General features: G+C 72.4%; 13 protein-coding genes. 2 read left to right on the top strand and 11 right to left on the bottom strand.

What is annotated here, in order from left to right; translation table 11 throughout:
• Window position 1 precedes the first annotated feature (1 nt).
• The 3 genes from AC156L_RS30780 to AC156L_RS30770 are packed head-to-tail and all read right to left on the bottom strand — an operon-like array spanning window position 2 to window position 3,682.
• Window positions 2–934, bottom strand: a complete 933-nt coding sequence (locus AC156L_RS30780) for an ABC transporter permease (RefSeq protein WP_330877556.1) — start codon at window positions 932–934, stop codon at window positions 2–4.
• A gap of 4 nt (window positions 935–938) precedes the next feature.
• Window positions 939–1,943 (bottom strand): ABC transporter permease, encoded by a 1,005-nt coding sequence (locus tag AC156L_RS30775; RefSeq protein ID WP_330877555.1) that lies wholly within the window; start codon window positions 1,941–1,943, stop codon window positions 939–941.
• A 56-nt stretch (window positions 1,944–1,999) separates the two neighbouring features.
• On the bottom strand, window positions 2,000–3,682 hold the full coding sequence (locus tag AC156L_RS30770) for an ABC transporter substrate-binding protein (RefSeq protein WP_330877554.1): 1,683 nt from the start codon (window positions 3,680–3,682) through the stop codon (window positions 2,000–2,002).
• 262 nt (window positions 3,683–3,944) lie between these two features.
• Between AC156L_RS30770 and AC156L_RS30765 the strand changes: the two genes are divergently transcribed.
• Window positions 3,945–7,187 (top strand): AfsR/SARP family transcriptional regulator, encoded by a 3,243-nt coding sequence (locus AC156L_RS30765; RefSeq protein WP_330877553.1) that lies wholly within the window; start codon window positions 3,945–3,947, stop codon window positions 7,185–7,187.
• 39 nt (window positions 7,188–7,226) lie between these two features.
• Here AC156L_RS30765 and AC156L_RS30760 read toward each other — a convergent pair whose 3' ends face one another.
• From AC156L_RS30760 to AC156L_RS30750, 3 genes are all read right to left on the bottom strand, one after another.
• Entirely contained in the window at window positions 7,227–7,709 is a 483-nt protein-coding gene (locus tag AC156L_RS30760; RefSeq protein WP_330877552.1) for a uridine kinase family protein, read from the bottom strand.
• Between the two features lie 133 nt (window positions 7,710–7,842).
• Window positions 7,843–8,451, bottom strand: a complete 609-nt coding sequence (gene recR / locus AC156L_RS30755; protein ID WP_330877551.1) for a recombination mediator RecR — start codon at window positions 8,449–8,451, stop codon at window positions 7,843–7,845.
• A complete protein-coding gene (locus AC156L_RS30750; RefSeq protein WP_330877550.1) occupies window positions 8,451–8,798 on the bottom strand; it encodes a YbaB/EbfC family nucleoid-associated protein in 348 nt (115 codons plus the stop codon). Before AC156L_RS30750 ends, recR begins: the two co-directional genes overlap by 1 nt.
• A gap of 70 nt (window positions 8,799–8,868) precedes the next feature.
• Here AC156L_RS30750 and AC156L_RS30745 point away from each other — a divergent pair, with 70 nt between their 5' ends.
• Window positions 8,869–9,672 (top strand): N-acetylmuramoyl-L-alanine amidase, encoded by an 804-nt coding sequence (locus AC156L_RS30745; protein ID WP_414719956.1) that lies wholly within the window; start codon window positions 8,869–8,871, stop codon window positions 9,670–9,672.
• Here AC156L_RS30745 and AC156L_RS30740 read toward each other — a convergent pair.
• From AC156L_RS30740 to AC156L_RS30720, 5 genes are all read right to left on the bottom strand, one after another.
• Entirely contained in the window at window positions 9,669–10,331 is a 663-nt protein-coding gene (locus tag AC156L_RS30740; RefSeq protein ID WP_330877549.1) for a response regulator transcription factor, read from the bottom strand. The two genes, AC156L_RS30745 and AC156L_RS30740, sit on opposite strands and share 4 nt — an antisense overlap.
• Window positions 10,328–11,500 carry a sensor histidine kinase gene (locus AC156L_RS30735; protein ID WP_484407510.1) on the bottom strand — a complete coding sequence of 391 codons (1,173 nt, stop codon included), beginning with the start codon at window positions 11,498–11,500 and terminating at the stop codon, window positions 10,328–10,330. Before AC156L_RS30735 ends, AC156L_RS30740 begins: the two co-directional genes overlap by 4 nt.
• 19 nt (window positions 11,501–11,519) lie before the next feature.
• Window positions 11,520–12,359, bottom strand: a complete 840-nt coding sequence (locus tag AC156L_RS30730; RefSeq protein WP_330877547.1) for an ABC transporter permease — start codon at window positions 12,357–12,359, stop codon at window positions 11,520–11,522.
• Window positions 12,359–13,291 carry an ABC transporter ATP-binding protein gene (locus tag AC156L_RS30725; protein ID WP_330877546.1) on the bottom strand — a complete coding sequence of 311 codons (933 nt, stop codon included), beginning with the start codon at window positions 13,289–13,291 and terminating at the stop codon, window positions 12,359–12,361. The genes AC156L_RS30730 and AC156L_RS30725 overlap by 1 nt, the downstream gene beginning before the upstream one ends.
• Window positions 13,292–13,416: 125 nt before the next feature.
• Entirely contained in the window at window positions 13,417–15,420 is a 2,004-nt protein-coding gene (locus AC156L_RS30720) for a DNA polymerase III subunit gamma and tau (protein ID WP_484407509.1), read from the bottom strand.
• Window positions 15,421–15,502: the final 82 nt, after the last annotated feature.

The raw sequence follows: 15,502 nt of genomic DNA, 5'->3' as shown, positions 1-15,502 counted from the left end.
CTCACCGCCTGTTCTTCGGATCGAGGGCGTCGCGCAGGGACTCGCCGACGAGCGTGAAGCCCAGCGCGATCGCGATGATGCAGCCCGCGGGCCAGAACGCCAGCTGCGGGTGCGTGTCGATCACGGTCTGGGCGCCGCCGAGCATCTGGCCCCACTCGGGCACCCGGTCGTCCGGGTTGCCGAGGCCGAGGAACGACAGCGCGGCGGCGTCGATGATCGACGTCGCCAGCACCAGCGTGGACTGCACGATCACCGGGCCGAGCGAGTTGGGCAGCATGTGCCGGAACACGATCGCCCCCGGCTTCACGCCGAGCGACGTCGCCGCCAGCACGTGGTCGCTGCCCCGCTGCGCCAGCATCGACCCGCGCAGCAGGCGGGCGAACACCGGGATCTGCACGATCGACACCGCCAGGATGACGGTGAACAGGTTCGGCTTGGCGAACAGCGCGCCGATGCCGAACGCCAGCAGCAGCTGCGGGATCGACAGCATGACGTCGACGATCCGCATGACCAGCGAGTCGACCCAGCCGCCGAACGCGCCCGCGAGCGTGCCGAGCGCGAGACCGCCCGCGAGGCCGATCAGCGTCGCGAACACACCCACGAGCAGCGTCTGCTGGGCGCCGACGAGCAGGCGCGACAGGAAGTCGCGGCCCTGGAGGTCACCGCCGAGCGGGTGGCCCGGCTGCGGCTCCGGGATCTGGTTGCGCGCCTTGATGACCTGGTCCGCGAGGTCCCTGGCGGACGGGTCGTGCGGGGCGATCCACGGCGCGATGACCGCGATGATGATGAAGGCGACGATGATGAACGAGCCGAACAGGAACACCGGGCTGCGGCGCAGGCGCTTCCACGCGCTGGCCGCGAGGCTGACCCCGGAGTCGTCGGCGGTCGACTCGGCGAGCGAGTCGATGCGCTCCTTCTTGGTTCCGATGGCCATGGCGCTACCTCGTCCTGATCCGCGGGTCGATCAGCGCGTAGGACAGGTCGACCAGGAGGTTGACGACCACGTACACGATCGCGGCGACCATGATGAGCATCTGCAGGACCGGGTAGTCGCGCCGCTCGAAGCCGAGCGCGAGCGCCTCGCCGACCCCGGGGAAGGCGAACACCTTCTCGGTCAGCACGGCGCCCGCGAGCAGCGCGCCGATCTGGAGGCCGATGGTGGTGACCACCGGGAGCATCGCGTTGCGCAGCACGTGGCGACGGCGCACCAGCTGCGCGGTGAGGCCCTTGGCCTCGGCCGTCCGCACGTAGTCCTCGTCCATCACGTCGAGCACGGCGGCCCTGGTGATGCGGAAGATGACCGCGAACGGGATCGTGGCGAGCGCGATGGCGGGCAGGAACAGGTGCTTGAGCGCGTTCCACGCCGCGTCCCACTCCTGCGTGAGCAGGCCGTCGAGGACGAAGAAGCCGGTGACCCTGGTCGCGCCGATGGCGTCCTGCCTGCCGACGGACGGGAGGCCTAGCTTGGACGCGAGGACTTCCTTGAGCACGAAGGCGAGGAAGAAGACCGGGACGGCCACACCGATCAGGGACCCGCCGACGCTCAGGTTGTCGAACCAGGTGCCGCGGCGCTTGGCCGCGAGGTAGCCGAGGGGGATGCCGACGACCACCGCGATGACGATCGCGAAGATGCTGAGTTCGAGGGTGGCGGGGAACCGCTGGACGAAGATGTCGACCACCGAGTCACCCGGCTGCACACCGGTCGAGTTGCCGAAGTTTCCGGTCACGGCTCGACCGAGGAATTTGAAGTACTGGACGAAGATCGGCTGGTCTAGACCGAGTTGCTGCTCCAGCGCCGCCCGCGACTCGTCGGTCCCGCGGTCCCCCAGGAGGGCCGAAGCCGGCCCTCCTGGGAGTGCGCGCAACCACGCGAAGACGAGCAACGAGAGCACCAGCACCACGCCGAGCAGCTGGATCAGCCGCCTTACGGTGTAGCGGAGCACGTACCTACCCCGTTGTTCTCTCTGGTTGGTTGTTCTCTCTGGCGAGGTGTCGCGGCTCAGCCCTTGCTGGCGGGGCCGAACTTCTCGTCGGTGAGAGGACTGGGCGTGATGCCCTTGACGTCCGACTTGAGCACGAGCGCGGGCGGCGAGTGCGAGATCGGGACAGCGGGCAGGTACTCACCCATGATCTGCTTGTTGAGCGCCTCGTACGCCTTGAGCCGCGCGTCGCGGTCCGGGGTCGAGTCGGCCTTCTTCAGGTCGGCCGCGAGGGTGGCGCCCCACGGGGAGGAGCCGGTGCTGAAGCGGTTCTCCGGGTTGCCGAAGAACGTGCCGATCCAGTTGTCGGCGGAACCGGTGTCACCGGTCCAGCCGAGCAGGAAGACGTCCGGCACCTTCTGGTCGACGTCGGTGAGGTAACCGCCGTTCCACGGCTTGGTGATGGCCTCGACCTTGATGCCCGCCTTCTCCAGGTCCGCGGCGATGGCGCCGTAGATGTCCTTCGGGCTGGGCATGTACGGCCGGGTGACCTCGCTGGGCCAGTAGAACTTCAGCGTCAGACCGGTCGCGCCCGCCTCGGTGAGCAGGGCCTTGGCCTTCTCCACGTCGTACGGGTACTTGGTGACGTCCTTGGTGTAGCCGCCGACGGTCTCCGGGATGAACTCGTCCGCGACCTTCGCGCCCTCGGGCAGCTGCGACTTGACCAGCTGCTCGCGGTTGATCGCGTGGGCCAGCGCCTGGCGGACCTTCAGGTCCTTCAGCGCCGGGTTGCCCGACTGGTTGATGCCGAAGTACATGACGTTGAACGCGGGCCGGATGGCGACGTTGAAGCCGGCCTTCTTGAGGCCGTCCCAGTCGGCAGCGGCCGGGAAGTCGTAGCCGTCGATGTCACCGGACTGGAGCGCCTGCTTGCGGGCGGTCTCGTCCGGGATGATCCGGAAGACGACCTTGTCCAGCTTCGCCTTGTTGCCGTGGTAGTCGTCGTTGCGGACGAGCTCGACCGTGTTGTTGGCCTTGTCGTACGCGCCGAACTTGAACGGACCGGTGCCGGTCGGGTGGTCGGTCGCGTACGCCGGGAACACGAAGCTGTCGCCCTGCGCCTGCACGTTGTCGGCGTCGTACTGCTTGAGCGCCGTCGGGCTCTGCATGGAGAACGAGGGCAGGCCCAGGATGTCCGGGAACTTCGACGTCACCGCGGTCAGCACGATCTCGGCGGTGTTCGTGTCCTTCGCGCTGCACGACTTGTACAGGGACGGCTTCGCGCCGTCGGAGAACCCGCCGAAGTTGTCCACGTAGTACTGGGACACGGCGTCGGAGGTGCCCGCGCCCTTCTGGTTGTACCAGCGGTCGAAGTTCGCGCAGACCGCCGCGGCGTCGAACGCCGAACCGTCGTGGAACTTCACGTTCTGCTTGAGCTTGAAGGTCCAGGTGAGACCGTCGGTGCTGGGGGACCAGCTCTCCGCGAGCTCGGGAGCGGGCTCCGCGGTGCCGGGCTTGAAGGTGGTCAGACCCTCGAACATCTGGCGGGCGACGCGGAACGTCTCGCCGTCCGTCGCGTAGAACGGGTCGAACAGCTTCGGCGCGCCGGCGGCGCCGAAGGTGAACGTGCCACCTACTTTGCCGGATCCGGCGCTGTCGGTCCCGCGCTCTGATTGAGCGCAGGCGGACAAGGCGAGCGCGGAGACGCCGACCAGGCCGATCGCGGCCAGCCAACGGCTCCGAGCCGTTCGGGATTGAAGCATCAAACACCCCTTGGTGAATCCGACGATCTCACTGTGTGGTCGCCGACCCTAACCGGTGCAAGTTGTCCTTCCGGAACCCTGCAGGTCACGATACGGCCACGCGAAGAGCCATTGTGGTACGGCCGGCGCACGCGCGCTGACCCAACGTGAGCACGGACGATCCGGTGAGCGCTCTCCTAGGCTGTACAACGGAGAGGTCGGGTCGGTGCGCGGGGCGGACGACCGGCGAGGAGACTTCGGACACGGGCGGAGGAGGTCGCGGATGGGCTCGCAGCTCGAGTTCCGCTTCCTCGGTCCCCTCCAGGTGCTGGTCGACGGCGAGCTGGTGCCGGTCCGCGCGGGCCGCCAGCGCTCCCTGCTGGTGTCGCTGCTGCTGCGCGCCGGGACGAGCGTCTCGGTGGACGAGCTGGCCGAGCACGTGTGGGGCGCCGACCCGCCCGCACGGGCCCGCGGCACCCTCCAGACGTACGTGATGCGGCTGCGCCAGGTGCTCGGCCGGGACGTGCCCATCCGGACCGTGCCGGACGGCTACCTGATCGACGTGGACGAGAAGACCATCGACGTCGTCCGGTTCGGCGGCCTCGTCGAGCAGGGCGAGCAGGAGCGGGCGCTGGGCAACCTGCACGCCGCGTCCGGCCTGTTCACGACGGCGCTGGCGATGTGGCGCGGCCCGGCGATGGTGGACGTGCCGTCGGAGATCCTGCACCGCGACGAGGTGCCGAGGCTGGTCGAGCAGCGGCTGCACGCCGTGGAGCGGCGCGTCGACGTCGACCTGGAGCTGGGCAGGCACGCCGAGCTGGTCCCAGAGCTGTCCAGGCTGACCGCCGAGCACTCGCTGCGGGAGCGGCTGTGGGCGCAGCTCGTGCTCGCCCTGTACCGCTGCGGCAGGCAGGCCGACGCACTGGCCGCCTACCGTCGGGTGCGCGACCAGCTCGCCGAAGAGCTGGGCATCGACCCCGGTGACGAGCTGCGGCGCGTGCACCAGCAGGTGCTGGAGGGCTCTCCGGAGCTGGACCTGGTGCGGGCCGCCGCGCCGCAGGGCAAGCGCGACCGGGTGGTGCCCGCCCAGCTGCCTGCCGACATCGGTGACTTCGTGGGTCGCGCGCAGGCCGTGGTGCTGGTGGAAGCGCTGCTCAGGACCGCGCAGGGCGTGCCCGTCGTGACGCTCGCGGGCCCGCCCGGCGTCGGCAAGACCGCGCTGGCCGTGCACGCCGCGCACAAGATGAGGGCGAACTTCCCGGACGGGCAGCTGTACGTGAACCTGCGCGGGTACGCGCGGGGCGCGCCGCTGAGCGCGATGGACGTGCTCCCCCGCTTCCTGCGCGCCCTCGGCGTGGCGCCCGAGTCCGTGCCGCTGGACCAGGACGAGCAGGAGGCGATGTTCCGGTCGCGGATGACCGACCAGCGGGTCCTCCTGCTGCTGGACAACGCGGCCAACGCGGAGCAGATCCGGCCGCTGCTGCCCGGCTCCCCCGGTTGCGCGGTGCTCGTGACCAGCCGCGACACGCTGCGGGGCCTGGCCGTCAGCCACGCGGCGAGCAACGTGCGCCTCGACGTGCTCGACAGCGAGGAGGCCAAGGCGCTGCTCGCCGGGATGCTCGGCGCGGACGTCGTCCAGGAGCAGGACGCCGCGGCCGACGAGCTGACCTCGCTGTGCGCGCACCTGCCGCTCGCGCTGCGGATCGCCGCGGCGAACCTGCTGAGCCGCCCCGAGGTCACCATCGCCTCCTACGTGGAGGAGCTGCGGGCGGGCAACCGGCTGGCCGCGCTGACCGTGGAGGGCGACGAGCGCGCGGCCGTGCACGCGGCGTTCGACCTGTCCTACGCGGCGCTGAAGCCCGAGCTGGCGCAGCTGTTCCGGCTGCTCAGCATCACGCCGGGCACCGACATCACGCCGGACGTGGCGGCGGCGCTCGGCGGGCTGACCACGCAGGACGCCCGCAGGCGGCTGGACAGGCTCGCCACGGCGAACCTCGTCGACAACCACGCGCCCGGCCGCTACCAGTTCCACGACCTGCTGCGGGACTACGCCGCCGAGCGGCTCGCGTTCGAGGACGACCCCGCGGAGTCCGCGAACGCCTTCGGGCGGCTGCTGGACTGGGCGATCCGGTCGGTGGACAACGCCACCGACGCGCTGAAGAACACGCTCATGCGGCTGCCGAGGGCGGCCACCGCGTCCGACGTGACACCGCAGACGTTCTGCGCCCCGGACGACGCGCTGGCGTGGCTCGACGCCGAACGGGCCAACCTCGTGGCGCTCGTCGTGCACGCCGCCGACCGGGAGCCCAGCGCCGACTGCTGGCAGCTCGCGGACGCGCTGCGCCGCTACTTCTACGTGCAGGGCCTGCCCGTGGAGTGGCTGGCGACCGCGAAGGCGGGCCTCGCCGTGGCGCAGCGGATCGGCGACGAGGTGGGCGAGGTCGCGATGCTGTCCTCGCTCGGCACCCTCTACTGGGCCATCGGCCAGCACCGCGTCGCCGTCGACTACTACCTGCGGACGTTCCCGATCCAGGAGCGCGGCGCCACGGCACCCGCCGCGAACGCCGCCGTGCTGTCGAACGTCGGCACCGTCTACATCGACCTCGGCGAGCTGGAGCAGGCCGCGCGGCACCTGGAGAGCGCGCTCGCGATCACCCGCGAGATCGGCGCCTCGCAGCAGGAGGGCATCGCGCTGCTCAACCTCGGCGGCGTCTACCTGCTGCTGGGCCAGCTCGACCGCGCCACCAGGTCGTTCGAGGACTCGCTGGAGGTCGGCAACCGGCTCGACGCGTGGATGACGCAGGCCAACAGCTACCGCGCGCTCGGCGAGGTGCACCTGCTCCAGGGCCACCCCGGCCGGGCCGCCGCGCTGTTCGAACGGGCGGGCGTCCTCTACAGCCAGGCCGCCGCCCGCAGCTTCGCGAACCTCCCGCACGAGGGCCTGGCCCAGGCGCACACGATGCGCGGCTGGAGCCAGGAAGCCGTCGACGAGGCCGAGAAGGCGCTGGAGCTGGCCGAGGAGTCCGGGAACCTCAAGAGCGTCTGCGACGCCCGCAACGTGCTCGGCGAAGCGCTCGACGGGCTCGGCGGGCACGAGGAGTCGCTGCGGCAGCACACCGAGGCGCTGCGCATCGCCGAGGAGACCAGCTACCCGTGGGGCATCTGCGCGGCGCGCAAGGGCATCGCGCAGGCCCACCGGGCGGCGAACCGGCTCGACGAGGCGATGCGGTCCGCGTCGCTCGCGTTCGACAGCGCCGTCTCCTACCGGCTGCGCATCGCCGAGGTCGACGTGCTCGTGCTGCTCGGCAGGCTGCACCTGGAGACGGGCGACCCGCAGCGGGCGCTGGAGTGCGCGCGGCGGGCGGTCGACCTGAGCGCCGCCACCGGGCAGCGGCTCGTGCACGCGCGGGCGCTGCAACTGGTCGGCGACGCGAGCGACACCGACGACCAGCGGCGGCAGGCGTTGGAGCTGTACACGGAGATCGGCGCGCCGGAGGCGCTGCCGCTGCGGAGCCTGCTCGGCTAGTCCGGTGACCGCTGACCGGTGCGGGTCGCGGTCACCGCTCTAGAGGATCCGGTCGGCGCGGGCGCGGGTGTCGTCGACCGCGAACCAGCCGCGCTCGAACTCCTGCCAGCGGCGCAGGTGCGCCCGGTGCTTCTCGCCGTCCCGCGCCACCGCGCGTTCCAGCCGCTCGGCCTCGTCCGGGCCGTCGACCCAGACCGCGAGGTCCAAGCGCGGGGAGATGGAGCGGCGGGCCGAGGACACGCCCTCGACGATCAGCACCCCGGTCGGCTCGACGGTCACCCACCCACCGAGCCGGGGCCACCCCTCCGACCAGTCCATCCGCTGGTAGCGGCCGGGCTCACCGCGGAGCAACGGCTCGATCACGCCGTCGAGCAGCCGCGGCCACCACGCCACCGGGTCGTCCCAGGTGGCGAAGTGGTCCGTCGGCACGACGACCGCGCCCATCTCCGCGGCCAACGCGCGGGCCACCGTGGACTTGCCCGCACCGGAGGGCCCGTCCACGGCGATGAGCCTCGGGGTCACGGCCGCTCCTCCGGAGACGGCGGCTCGGTCGCCCGAGGTCGGCGGTTCGCGCCCCGGTTTCCCGGACCGGGCGGGGTGGGGGTCCCCGCCCGGTCCGGGACGGTGGTGACCCGACCTGCCGGCGCGGCCTCGCTCACACCACGCGCCGTCCCGACATCGCCCTGCCGAGCGTCAGCTCGTCGGCGAACTCCAGGTCGCCGCCCATCGGCAGACCGGACGCGAGGCGCGTGACGGTCAGGCCGGGGAAGTCGCGCAGCATCCGGACCAGGTAGGTCGCCGTCGCCTCGCCCTCGGTGTTCGGGTCGGTGGCGATGATGATCTCCGCCACGTCCTTGCCGTCGACCTGGTTGCCGATCCGCTGGAGCAGCTGCCGGATGCGCAGCTGGTCGGGACCGACACCGGACAACGGGTCGAGCGCCCCGCCCAGCACGTGGTAGCGGCCCTTGAACTCGCGGGTGCGCTCGACCGCGAGCACGTCCTTCGGTTCCTCGACCACGCAGATCAGGGTCACGTCGCGACGCGTGTCGCGGCAGATCCGGCAGGTCGCCTCGGCTGAGACGTTGCCGCAGACGTCGCAGAACACGACGCCCTCCTTGACCTTCTGCAACGCGTCCTGGAGCCGCCCGATGTCGGCCGGTTCGGCCGCCAGCAGGTGGAAGGCGATGCGCTGCGCGCTCTTGGGCCCGACGCCCGGCAGCCGGCCGAGTTCGTCGATCAAGTCCTGAACGGGACCCTCGTACATCAGCCGAGCAACCCGCCCAGACCGCCGAGGTCACCCATGCCGCCCATGCCACCGGCCAGCGGACCCATCTTCTGGGCGGCGAGTTCCTGCGCGGCGCGGTTGGCGTCGCGGACCGCGGCGACCACCAGGTCGGCCAGGGTCTCGGTGTCCTCGGGGTCGACCACCTTCGGGTCGATGTCGAGGCTCTTCAGCTCGCCCGCACCGGACACCACCGCGGTCACGAGGCCGCCGCCCGCCGTGCCGGTGACCTCGGCGTCGGCGAGTTCCTCCTGGGCGGTGACGAGCTGCTGCTGCATCTTCTGCGCCTGCTGGAGGATCTGCTGCATGTTGGGCTGACCGGGTTGCACCGCGGTTCCTCTCGTCGGATTTGCCACCGCCCCCGAGCGTAGTCGCGTCGTGTCTGGCACCGTGGGCGGCGTGCGCAGGTGGCTCGCCGTCGTGGTGCTCGGACTCGTGGTGGCCGGATGCGGCAGCGAGCCCGTGGCCCAGCACACCCCGGTGCTCGACCCGGTCGTGACCGCGGGCATCCCCGCGAGCAGCCCTCCGACGACCGCCACCACGACGACCGCCCCCGAGGTCGTGGTCGTGCTGAACCCCGGCCACAACGGCGGCAACGCGAGCCACCCGGCCGAGATCAACCGGCAGGTCCCGGCGGGCGGCGGCCAGGTGAAGGCGTGCGACACCACCGGGACCGAGACCGACGACGGCTACCCGGAGCACGCGTTCACCTGGGACGTGACGCTGCGGGTCCGGGCGGCGCTCGAAGCGCGCGGCGTCACCGTCGTGCTGACCCGCCAGGACGACACGGGCGTCGGGCCGTGCGTGGACGAGCGCGCCGCCATCGGCAACCGGCCGGACGCGGCGGCCGTCGTGTCCGTCCACGCCGACGGCGCGAGCACCGAGGGCGCCAGCGGCTTCCACGTCATCTACCCGGACCCGCCGCGCAACGAGGCCCAGGGCGAACCGTCCTCCCGGCTCGCGACGACCCTGCGCGACGGCCTCGTCGGGGCGGGGTTCGCGCCCGCCAACTACACCGGCCGCGACGGGCTCGACGGCCGCGACGACCTGGCGGGCCTGAACCTGTCCGAGCGCCCCGCGGTGTTCGTGGAGTGCGGCAACATGCGCGACGCCGCGGAGGCGGCCGTGCTCGGCAGCGACGACGGCAAGCAGCGCTACGCCGCGGCCATCGCCGCGGCGGTGCTGACCTACGTCGGGCGCTAGCGGGGCAGGACCAGGCCCGTCTGGTAGGCGATCACCACGAGCTGGGCGCGGTCGCGGGCCTGGAGCTTCATCATCGCCCGGTTGACGTGGGTCTTCGCCGTGAGCGGCGAGACGAACAGCTTGGCCGCGATCTCGTCGTTGGACAGCCCGCCCGCGACCAGCGCCACCACCTCGCGCTCGCGCAGGGTCAGCACGGCGAGGCGTTCCGGGGTGGCGGCGTTCGTGGCGGGCTGCGACAGGAACTGGCTGATCAGCGACTGGGTCGCCTTCGGGGACAGCAGCGCGTCGCCCTCGGCCACCGTGCGGATCGCGGTCAGCAGCTCGGCCGGTTCGACGCCCTTGCCGAGGAAGCCGCTGGCACCGGCGCGGATGGCTCCAGCCACGTGGTCGTCGATCTCGAACGTCGTCAGGACCAGCACCTTCACCCCGGCGAGGTCGTCGTCGGCGATGATCCGGCGGGTCGCCTCCAGGCCGTCCAGCTCGGGCATCCGGATGTCCATCAGCACCACGTCGGCGCGGGTCGTGCGGACCAGCTCCACGGCCTCCAGGCCGTTGGTCGCCTCCCCCACCACCTCCAGGTCGGGCGCGGAGTCGATGAGCACGCGGAAGCCGGCGCGGATGAGCGCCTGGTCGTCGGCGAGCAGGACGCGGATCGTCATGGCTTCTTCCCGATCTGGAGCGGCAGGGTCGCCACGACGCGGAACCGGTCGTCCGCGCCGATCCCGGCCTGGATGGTGCCACCGACCGCGCCCGCCCGTTCCCGCATGCCGACGAGCCCGAGGCCGGACCCGCCGTCGTGGGGCTGGGAGCCCAGCGCGTTGGTGATCTCCAGGATGATCTCCGACGACGTGTAGGCCACGGAGAGGCGGGCCGTGTCGGTGCCGTGCCGGTGGGCGTTCGTCAGCGCCTCCTGCACCACCCGGTACGCGACGAGGTCGACCGTCGCGGGCAGCTCGTGGACCTCGCCGGTCAACGTGGACTCCAGGTCGAGGCCCGACGCGCGGAAGGAGTCCACCAGCCGGCCGAGCTGCGCCATGCCGGGCGCGGGCTCCGTCGGCGTGTCCGACTCCTCCGGCTTGCGCAGCACGCCGAGCAGCCCGCTCAGCTCGTCCAGGACGGCCCGGCTGGACCGGCGGACGTGGGCGAGGGCCTCGGCCGCCGCCTCGGGCCGGGCGGTGATCAGGTGGCTCGCCACGCCCGCCTGCACGTTGATCACGGCGATGTGGTGCGCGACCACGTCGTGCAGCTCGCGGGCGATGTGCAGGCGCTCCTCGGCGACCCGGCGGCGGGCCTCCTCCTCGCGGGTCCGCTCGGCCCGCAGCGCGCGCTCCTCGATGGCCGCGATGTTGGCCCGGCGGCTGCGCACCGCGTCGCCGATCGCCACCGCGAGGCCGATCCAGGTGAACCGGCCGAGGCTCTCCCAGGTGAAGCCGGGGGCCGGGGTCAGCAGCGCCACCACGATCACCACGAACAGCGCCGTGGGGACCGCCGACCGCAGCGCCGTCCACCGGTCGGTGCGGACCGCGACCGTGTAGGTCGCGATCACCACCGGCACCAGGAACGGTTCGATGTCGTAGCCGAACACCACCGCGGGCACGACGCCGGTCGTGGTCACGACCAGCGTCCACAGCGGCCACCTCCGGCGCACCGCCAGCATCGCGAACACCAGCGCCAGCAGGGCGAGCGCCGTGGGCGACGTGGTGGGCTGCGGTTCGCGGGGTGGCCCGTGGAAGGGGGCGGTCAGCAGGTACAGGACCACGGCGAGGAGGGTGTCCACGGCGGTCGGGTGCCGTCGCGCGAACGCCCGGACCCTCGTCACCGTGGACACCCCCGCAGCCTAGGTCCGGTCACGCGTCGCGGCGGCGCAGCAGCACCGCGGCCACGACCAGCGGGACGACGACCCAGGCGGCGAACACCAGCGCGCCCGCGGTGGTGCCGAGCACGTCCGGACCGGCGGTGACGCTGGTGAACGAGCTGCTCGCGTTGGACGGCAGGTACTTCAGCACGTCGTCGCGCCACGAGGTCGGCAGCAGCAGCCGGCCGAGGCCGGGTGCGAGGAAGACCAGCGCGAACAGCGTGGAGATGGCGCCCGCGGTGCCGCGCAGGATCGAGCCGAACGCGACGCCCATGACCGCGACGCCGGTCAGCGCGGCGGCGGACCCGACGACGGCGCGGAGGACACCGGGGTCGCCGAGCGCGGCGGTCGGCAGGTCGGCACCGGACATGATCGCCTGCGCGCCGAGGAAGGCGACGAGCGAGACCGCCAGCATCGAGGTGAACACGGCGCCGGTGACGACGACCACCTTCGCCGCGAGCACCGGCAGCCGGGCCGGGACGCCGGTCAGCGTCGACCTGATCATGCCGGTCGAGTACTCGCTCGACACGACCATCACGCCCAGCACCCCGATGACGAGCTGCGTGATCATGACGCCGCTCAGCGCGATCGCGGTCGGGTCGGACATCCCGTCGTCGGGACCGGGGCCGTCGCCCCCGCCGCCGATGGTCGAGGCGAAGACCAGGCCCGCGGCGAGCATGGCGAACGCCGCCCCCAGCAGGGTCATCGCGCTGGACCGGACGCTGCGGAGCTTCACCCACTCGCTGCGCAGCACGCCCCGGAAGGTGAGGCGGATGTCGTCCGTCGCGGGCGGCGGCACGACCACCGGCGCGTCGAGGGTCGTGGTGCTCATCAGGCTGCCTCTCCGAACGACGTGGTGGTGGTCGTGCCGCCGTGGTACTCGACGGACTCCTGGGTCAACTCCATGTAGGCCTCCTCCAGCGACGCGCGCTGGGGGGTCAGCTCGTACAGCGGGATCCCGGCCGCGAGCGCGCGGGTCGCGATGTCCTCGGTGGACCGGCCGACCACGTCGAGGACGCCGCCGCCGACCGTGCTGATCCTCACGCCGTCACCGTTGAGGACGCGGACGAGGGCGCTCACCTGGGACGTGCGGACGTGCACGCCGCGGGCGGCGGACTCGATCAGGGCCGCGACGGACACGTCGGCGATCAGCCTGCCGCGCCCGACCACGATCAGGTGCTCGGCGGTCAGCGCCATCTCGCTCATCAGGTGCGAGGAGATGAAGACCGTGCGCCCCTCGGCGGCCAGGCCCTTGAGGAGCTGCCGGATCCACTTGATGCCGTCCGGGTCGAGGCCGTTGACCGGCTCGTCCAGCACGACGGTGCGCGGGTCGCCGAGGAGCGCGACCGCGATGCCCAGCCGCTGGCCCATGCCGAGCGAGAAGTTGCCGACCCGGCGCTTCGCGACCTCGGTGAGGCCCACCATGTCGAGCACGTCGTCGACCCGCCTGGCGGTGATGCCGTGCGTGGCGCCGATGGCGAGCAGGTGGTCGCGGGCCGAGCGGCCGGGGTGCACGGCGCGGGCCTCCAGCAGGACCCCGATCTCCCGCAGCGGCGCCCGGTGCTCCCCGTACGGCTTGCCGTTGACCTTCGCCGTGCCGGACGTCGGGGTGTCCAGGCCGACGAGCATCCGCATGGTCGTCGACTTGCCCGCGCCGTTCGGACCGAGGAAGCCGGTCACGGTGCCGGGCCTGATGGAGAAGGTGAGTCCGTCGACCGCGGTCTTGGCCCCGTACCGCTTGGTGAGGTTCGCTACCTCGATCATCGCCGCTCCTGTGGGATCCGTTGTGGTCCCTCAAGAGTGGTCCGATCGGGCGAGAAGATCGTCCTGCTGCCGCAGACACCTCGGCGTACCGCGGACGCGGTACGCCCCTCCACCCGTGGTCGTACTCAGCGCTTGGCGCGCTCAGCCTTCAGGGGACGAGCCCCGAGCTGGTCGGCCAGCAGCCGCAGCACGGCGGCCTCGGGGTCGACGGTCGTCGCGACCGCGCTCGGGTCCCTCGGCATGCTCGCCTCGGCGAGCATCTCCTCCTCGTCCACCGGCTCCGGTGGCAGAGGGGGTTCGTCGAGGTCCGGCGGCTCCGGCGGCAGGGGCACGTCGTCGGCGGGCGGGCGCCCGGCCGGTGCCTGCCGCTGCGGCGGCTCCACCGCGGCGGCCCTGCCCTGCTGGCTCGGCCTGGTCGGCGCGGGCTTGCTGGTCTTCACCTGGGCCGGGCGCACCGGACCGGCACCCGCGGCGCCGTGCACGACGCTGACCTGCCAGGAGCCTCCGAGGACCTTGCCGAACGCCTGGGTGATGGCCCCGGCGTTGCGCGGCTCGGACGTGAGCCTGCCCGCGATGGGCGCGGACGGGTGCGTCAGGACGATGGACGTGCCCTCGACCTCGCTGACCGTCGCGGGCCCGAGCATCGCGCCCGCGACGGGGTTGACCGACCGGACCGCCGCGACCAGCTCGGCCCACCGGCGGCGCACGGCGGCGACGTCGGTGCCCTCGGGCTCGGCCACCGGTTCCGGCGCGGGCGGCGGGGTGGCCGCCGCGGGCTCGGGCAGGCTCGGGGGCGCGGCCTCGGGCTCGGGTTGGGCGGCGCGCTGCGACGGCCGCTGGAAGGCGGGCTTGCCAGGGGCCGCCACCGGGGCGGCGGGGGCCGGGGCGGCCTGCGCCTGGGGTGCCGCGGCCTGGGCGGGCGGTGCGGCGGTGGCCTGGGCAGCGGTCTGGGCGGCGGGAGCCGCCGGGGCCGCAGGCCTCTTCTCCAGCTGTTCGACGCGTTGCAGCAGGGCCGCCTCGGTGTCGCTGGCGGAGGGCAGCAGCATCCGCGCGCACACCAGTTCCAGCACCATCCGGGCCGCGGTCGCGCCGCGCATGTCGACCAGGCCCGCGTGCACGATCTCGGCGAACCTGGTCAGCGTCGCCGGACCGATCCTCTTGGCCTGCGCGACCATCCGGACCAGCTCGTCCTCCGGGGCCGCCACCAGCCCCCGGTCGGCCGCGTCCGGCACCGCGCACAGCAGCACCAGGTCGCGCAGCCGCTCCAGCAGGTCCGACGCGAACCGGCGCGGGTCGTGACCGGCCTCCACGAGCTTGTCGACGGTGCCGAACACCGCCGCCCCGTCGCTCGAGCCCAGCCCGTCGACCATGTCGTCGATCAGCGCCACGTCCGTCACGCCGAGCAGCGCGATGGCGCGCTCGTACGTCACGCCCTCCGGGCCCGCGCCGGACAGCAGCTGGTCGAGCACCGACTGCGTGTCGCGGGCCGAGCCACCACCGGCGCGGATGACCAGCGGGAACACCGCGGGGGCCACCGTCACGCCCTCGGCGGCGCAGTTGCGCTCCAGCAGCGCCCGCATCGCACCGGGCGGGATCAGCCGGAACGGGTAGTGGTGCGTGCGCGACCGGATGGTCGGCAGCACCTTCTCCGGTTCCGTGGTCGCGAAGATGAAGATCAGGTGCTCCGGCGGCTCCTCCACGATCTTCAGCAGGGCGTTGAAGCCCTGCGTCGTGACCATGTGCGCCTCGTCGACGATGAACACCCGGTACTTGGCCTCGGCCGGGGCGTAGAACGCCTTGTCCCGCAGCTCGCGGGCGTCGTCCACACCACCGTGGCTGGCCGCGTCGAGCTCCACCACGTCGACCGTGCCGGACCCGTTCGGCGCCAGCCCGACGCACGAGTTGCACTCGCCGCACGGGTCGGGCGTCGGGCCCTGCACGCAGTTGAGCGAGCGCGCCAGGATTCGGGCCGAGGAGGTCTTGCCGCAGCCTCGCGGGCCGCTGAACAGGTACGCGTGGTTCACCCGGCCTGCTGCGAGAGCGGTGCGCAGGGGTTCGGTCACGTGCTCCTGGCCTACGACCTCGGAGAACGTGGCCGGACGGTACTTGCGATACAGAGCGAGCGCCACGCCCGGAACAGTACCGGTGACCACCGACAGAAAAAGGGGACCCCGTGCACCCACCAGAGCCCGCTTATCCTTGCTGCCTTCC

This window comes from Umezawaea sp. (genome assembly GCF_057122925.1).
This window is presented reverse-complemented; position numbering and strand designations above follow the sequence as displayed.

Coding starts and splice junctions, on each gene's coding strand:
- AC156L_RS30780 (WP_330877556.1), bottom strand. CDS start 934: ATGGCCATCGGAACCAAGAAGGAGCGCATCGACTCGCTCGCCGAGTCG.
- recR (WP_330877551.1), bottom strand. CDS start 8,451: ATGTACGAGGGTCCCGTTCAGGACTTGATCGACGAACTCGGCCGGCTG.
- AC156L_RS30740 (WP_330877549.1), bottom strand. CDS start 10,331: ATGACGATCCGCGTCCTGCTCGCCGACGACCAGGCGCTCATCCGCGCC.
- AC156L_RS30765 (WP_330877553.1), top strand. CDS start 3,945: ATGGGCTCGCAGCTCGAGTTCCGCTTCCTCGGTCCCCTCCAGGTGCTG.
- AC156L_RS30725 (WP_330877546.1), bottom strand. CDS start 13,291: ATGATCGAGGTAGCGAACCTCACCAAGCGGTACGGGGCCAAGACCGCG.
- AC156L_RS30730 (WP_330877547.1), bottom strand. CDS start 12,359: ATGAGCACCACGACCCTCGACGCGCCGGTGGTCGTGCCGCCGCCCGCG.
- AC156L_RS30770 (WP_330877554.1), bottom strand. CDS start 3,682: ATGCTTCAATCCCGAACGGCTCGGAGCCGTTGGCTGGCCGCGATCGGC.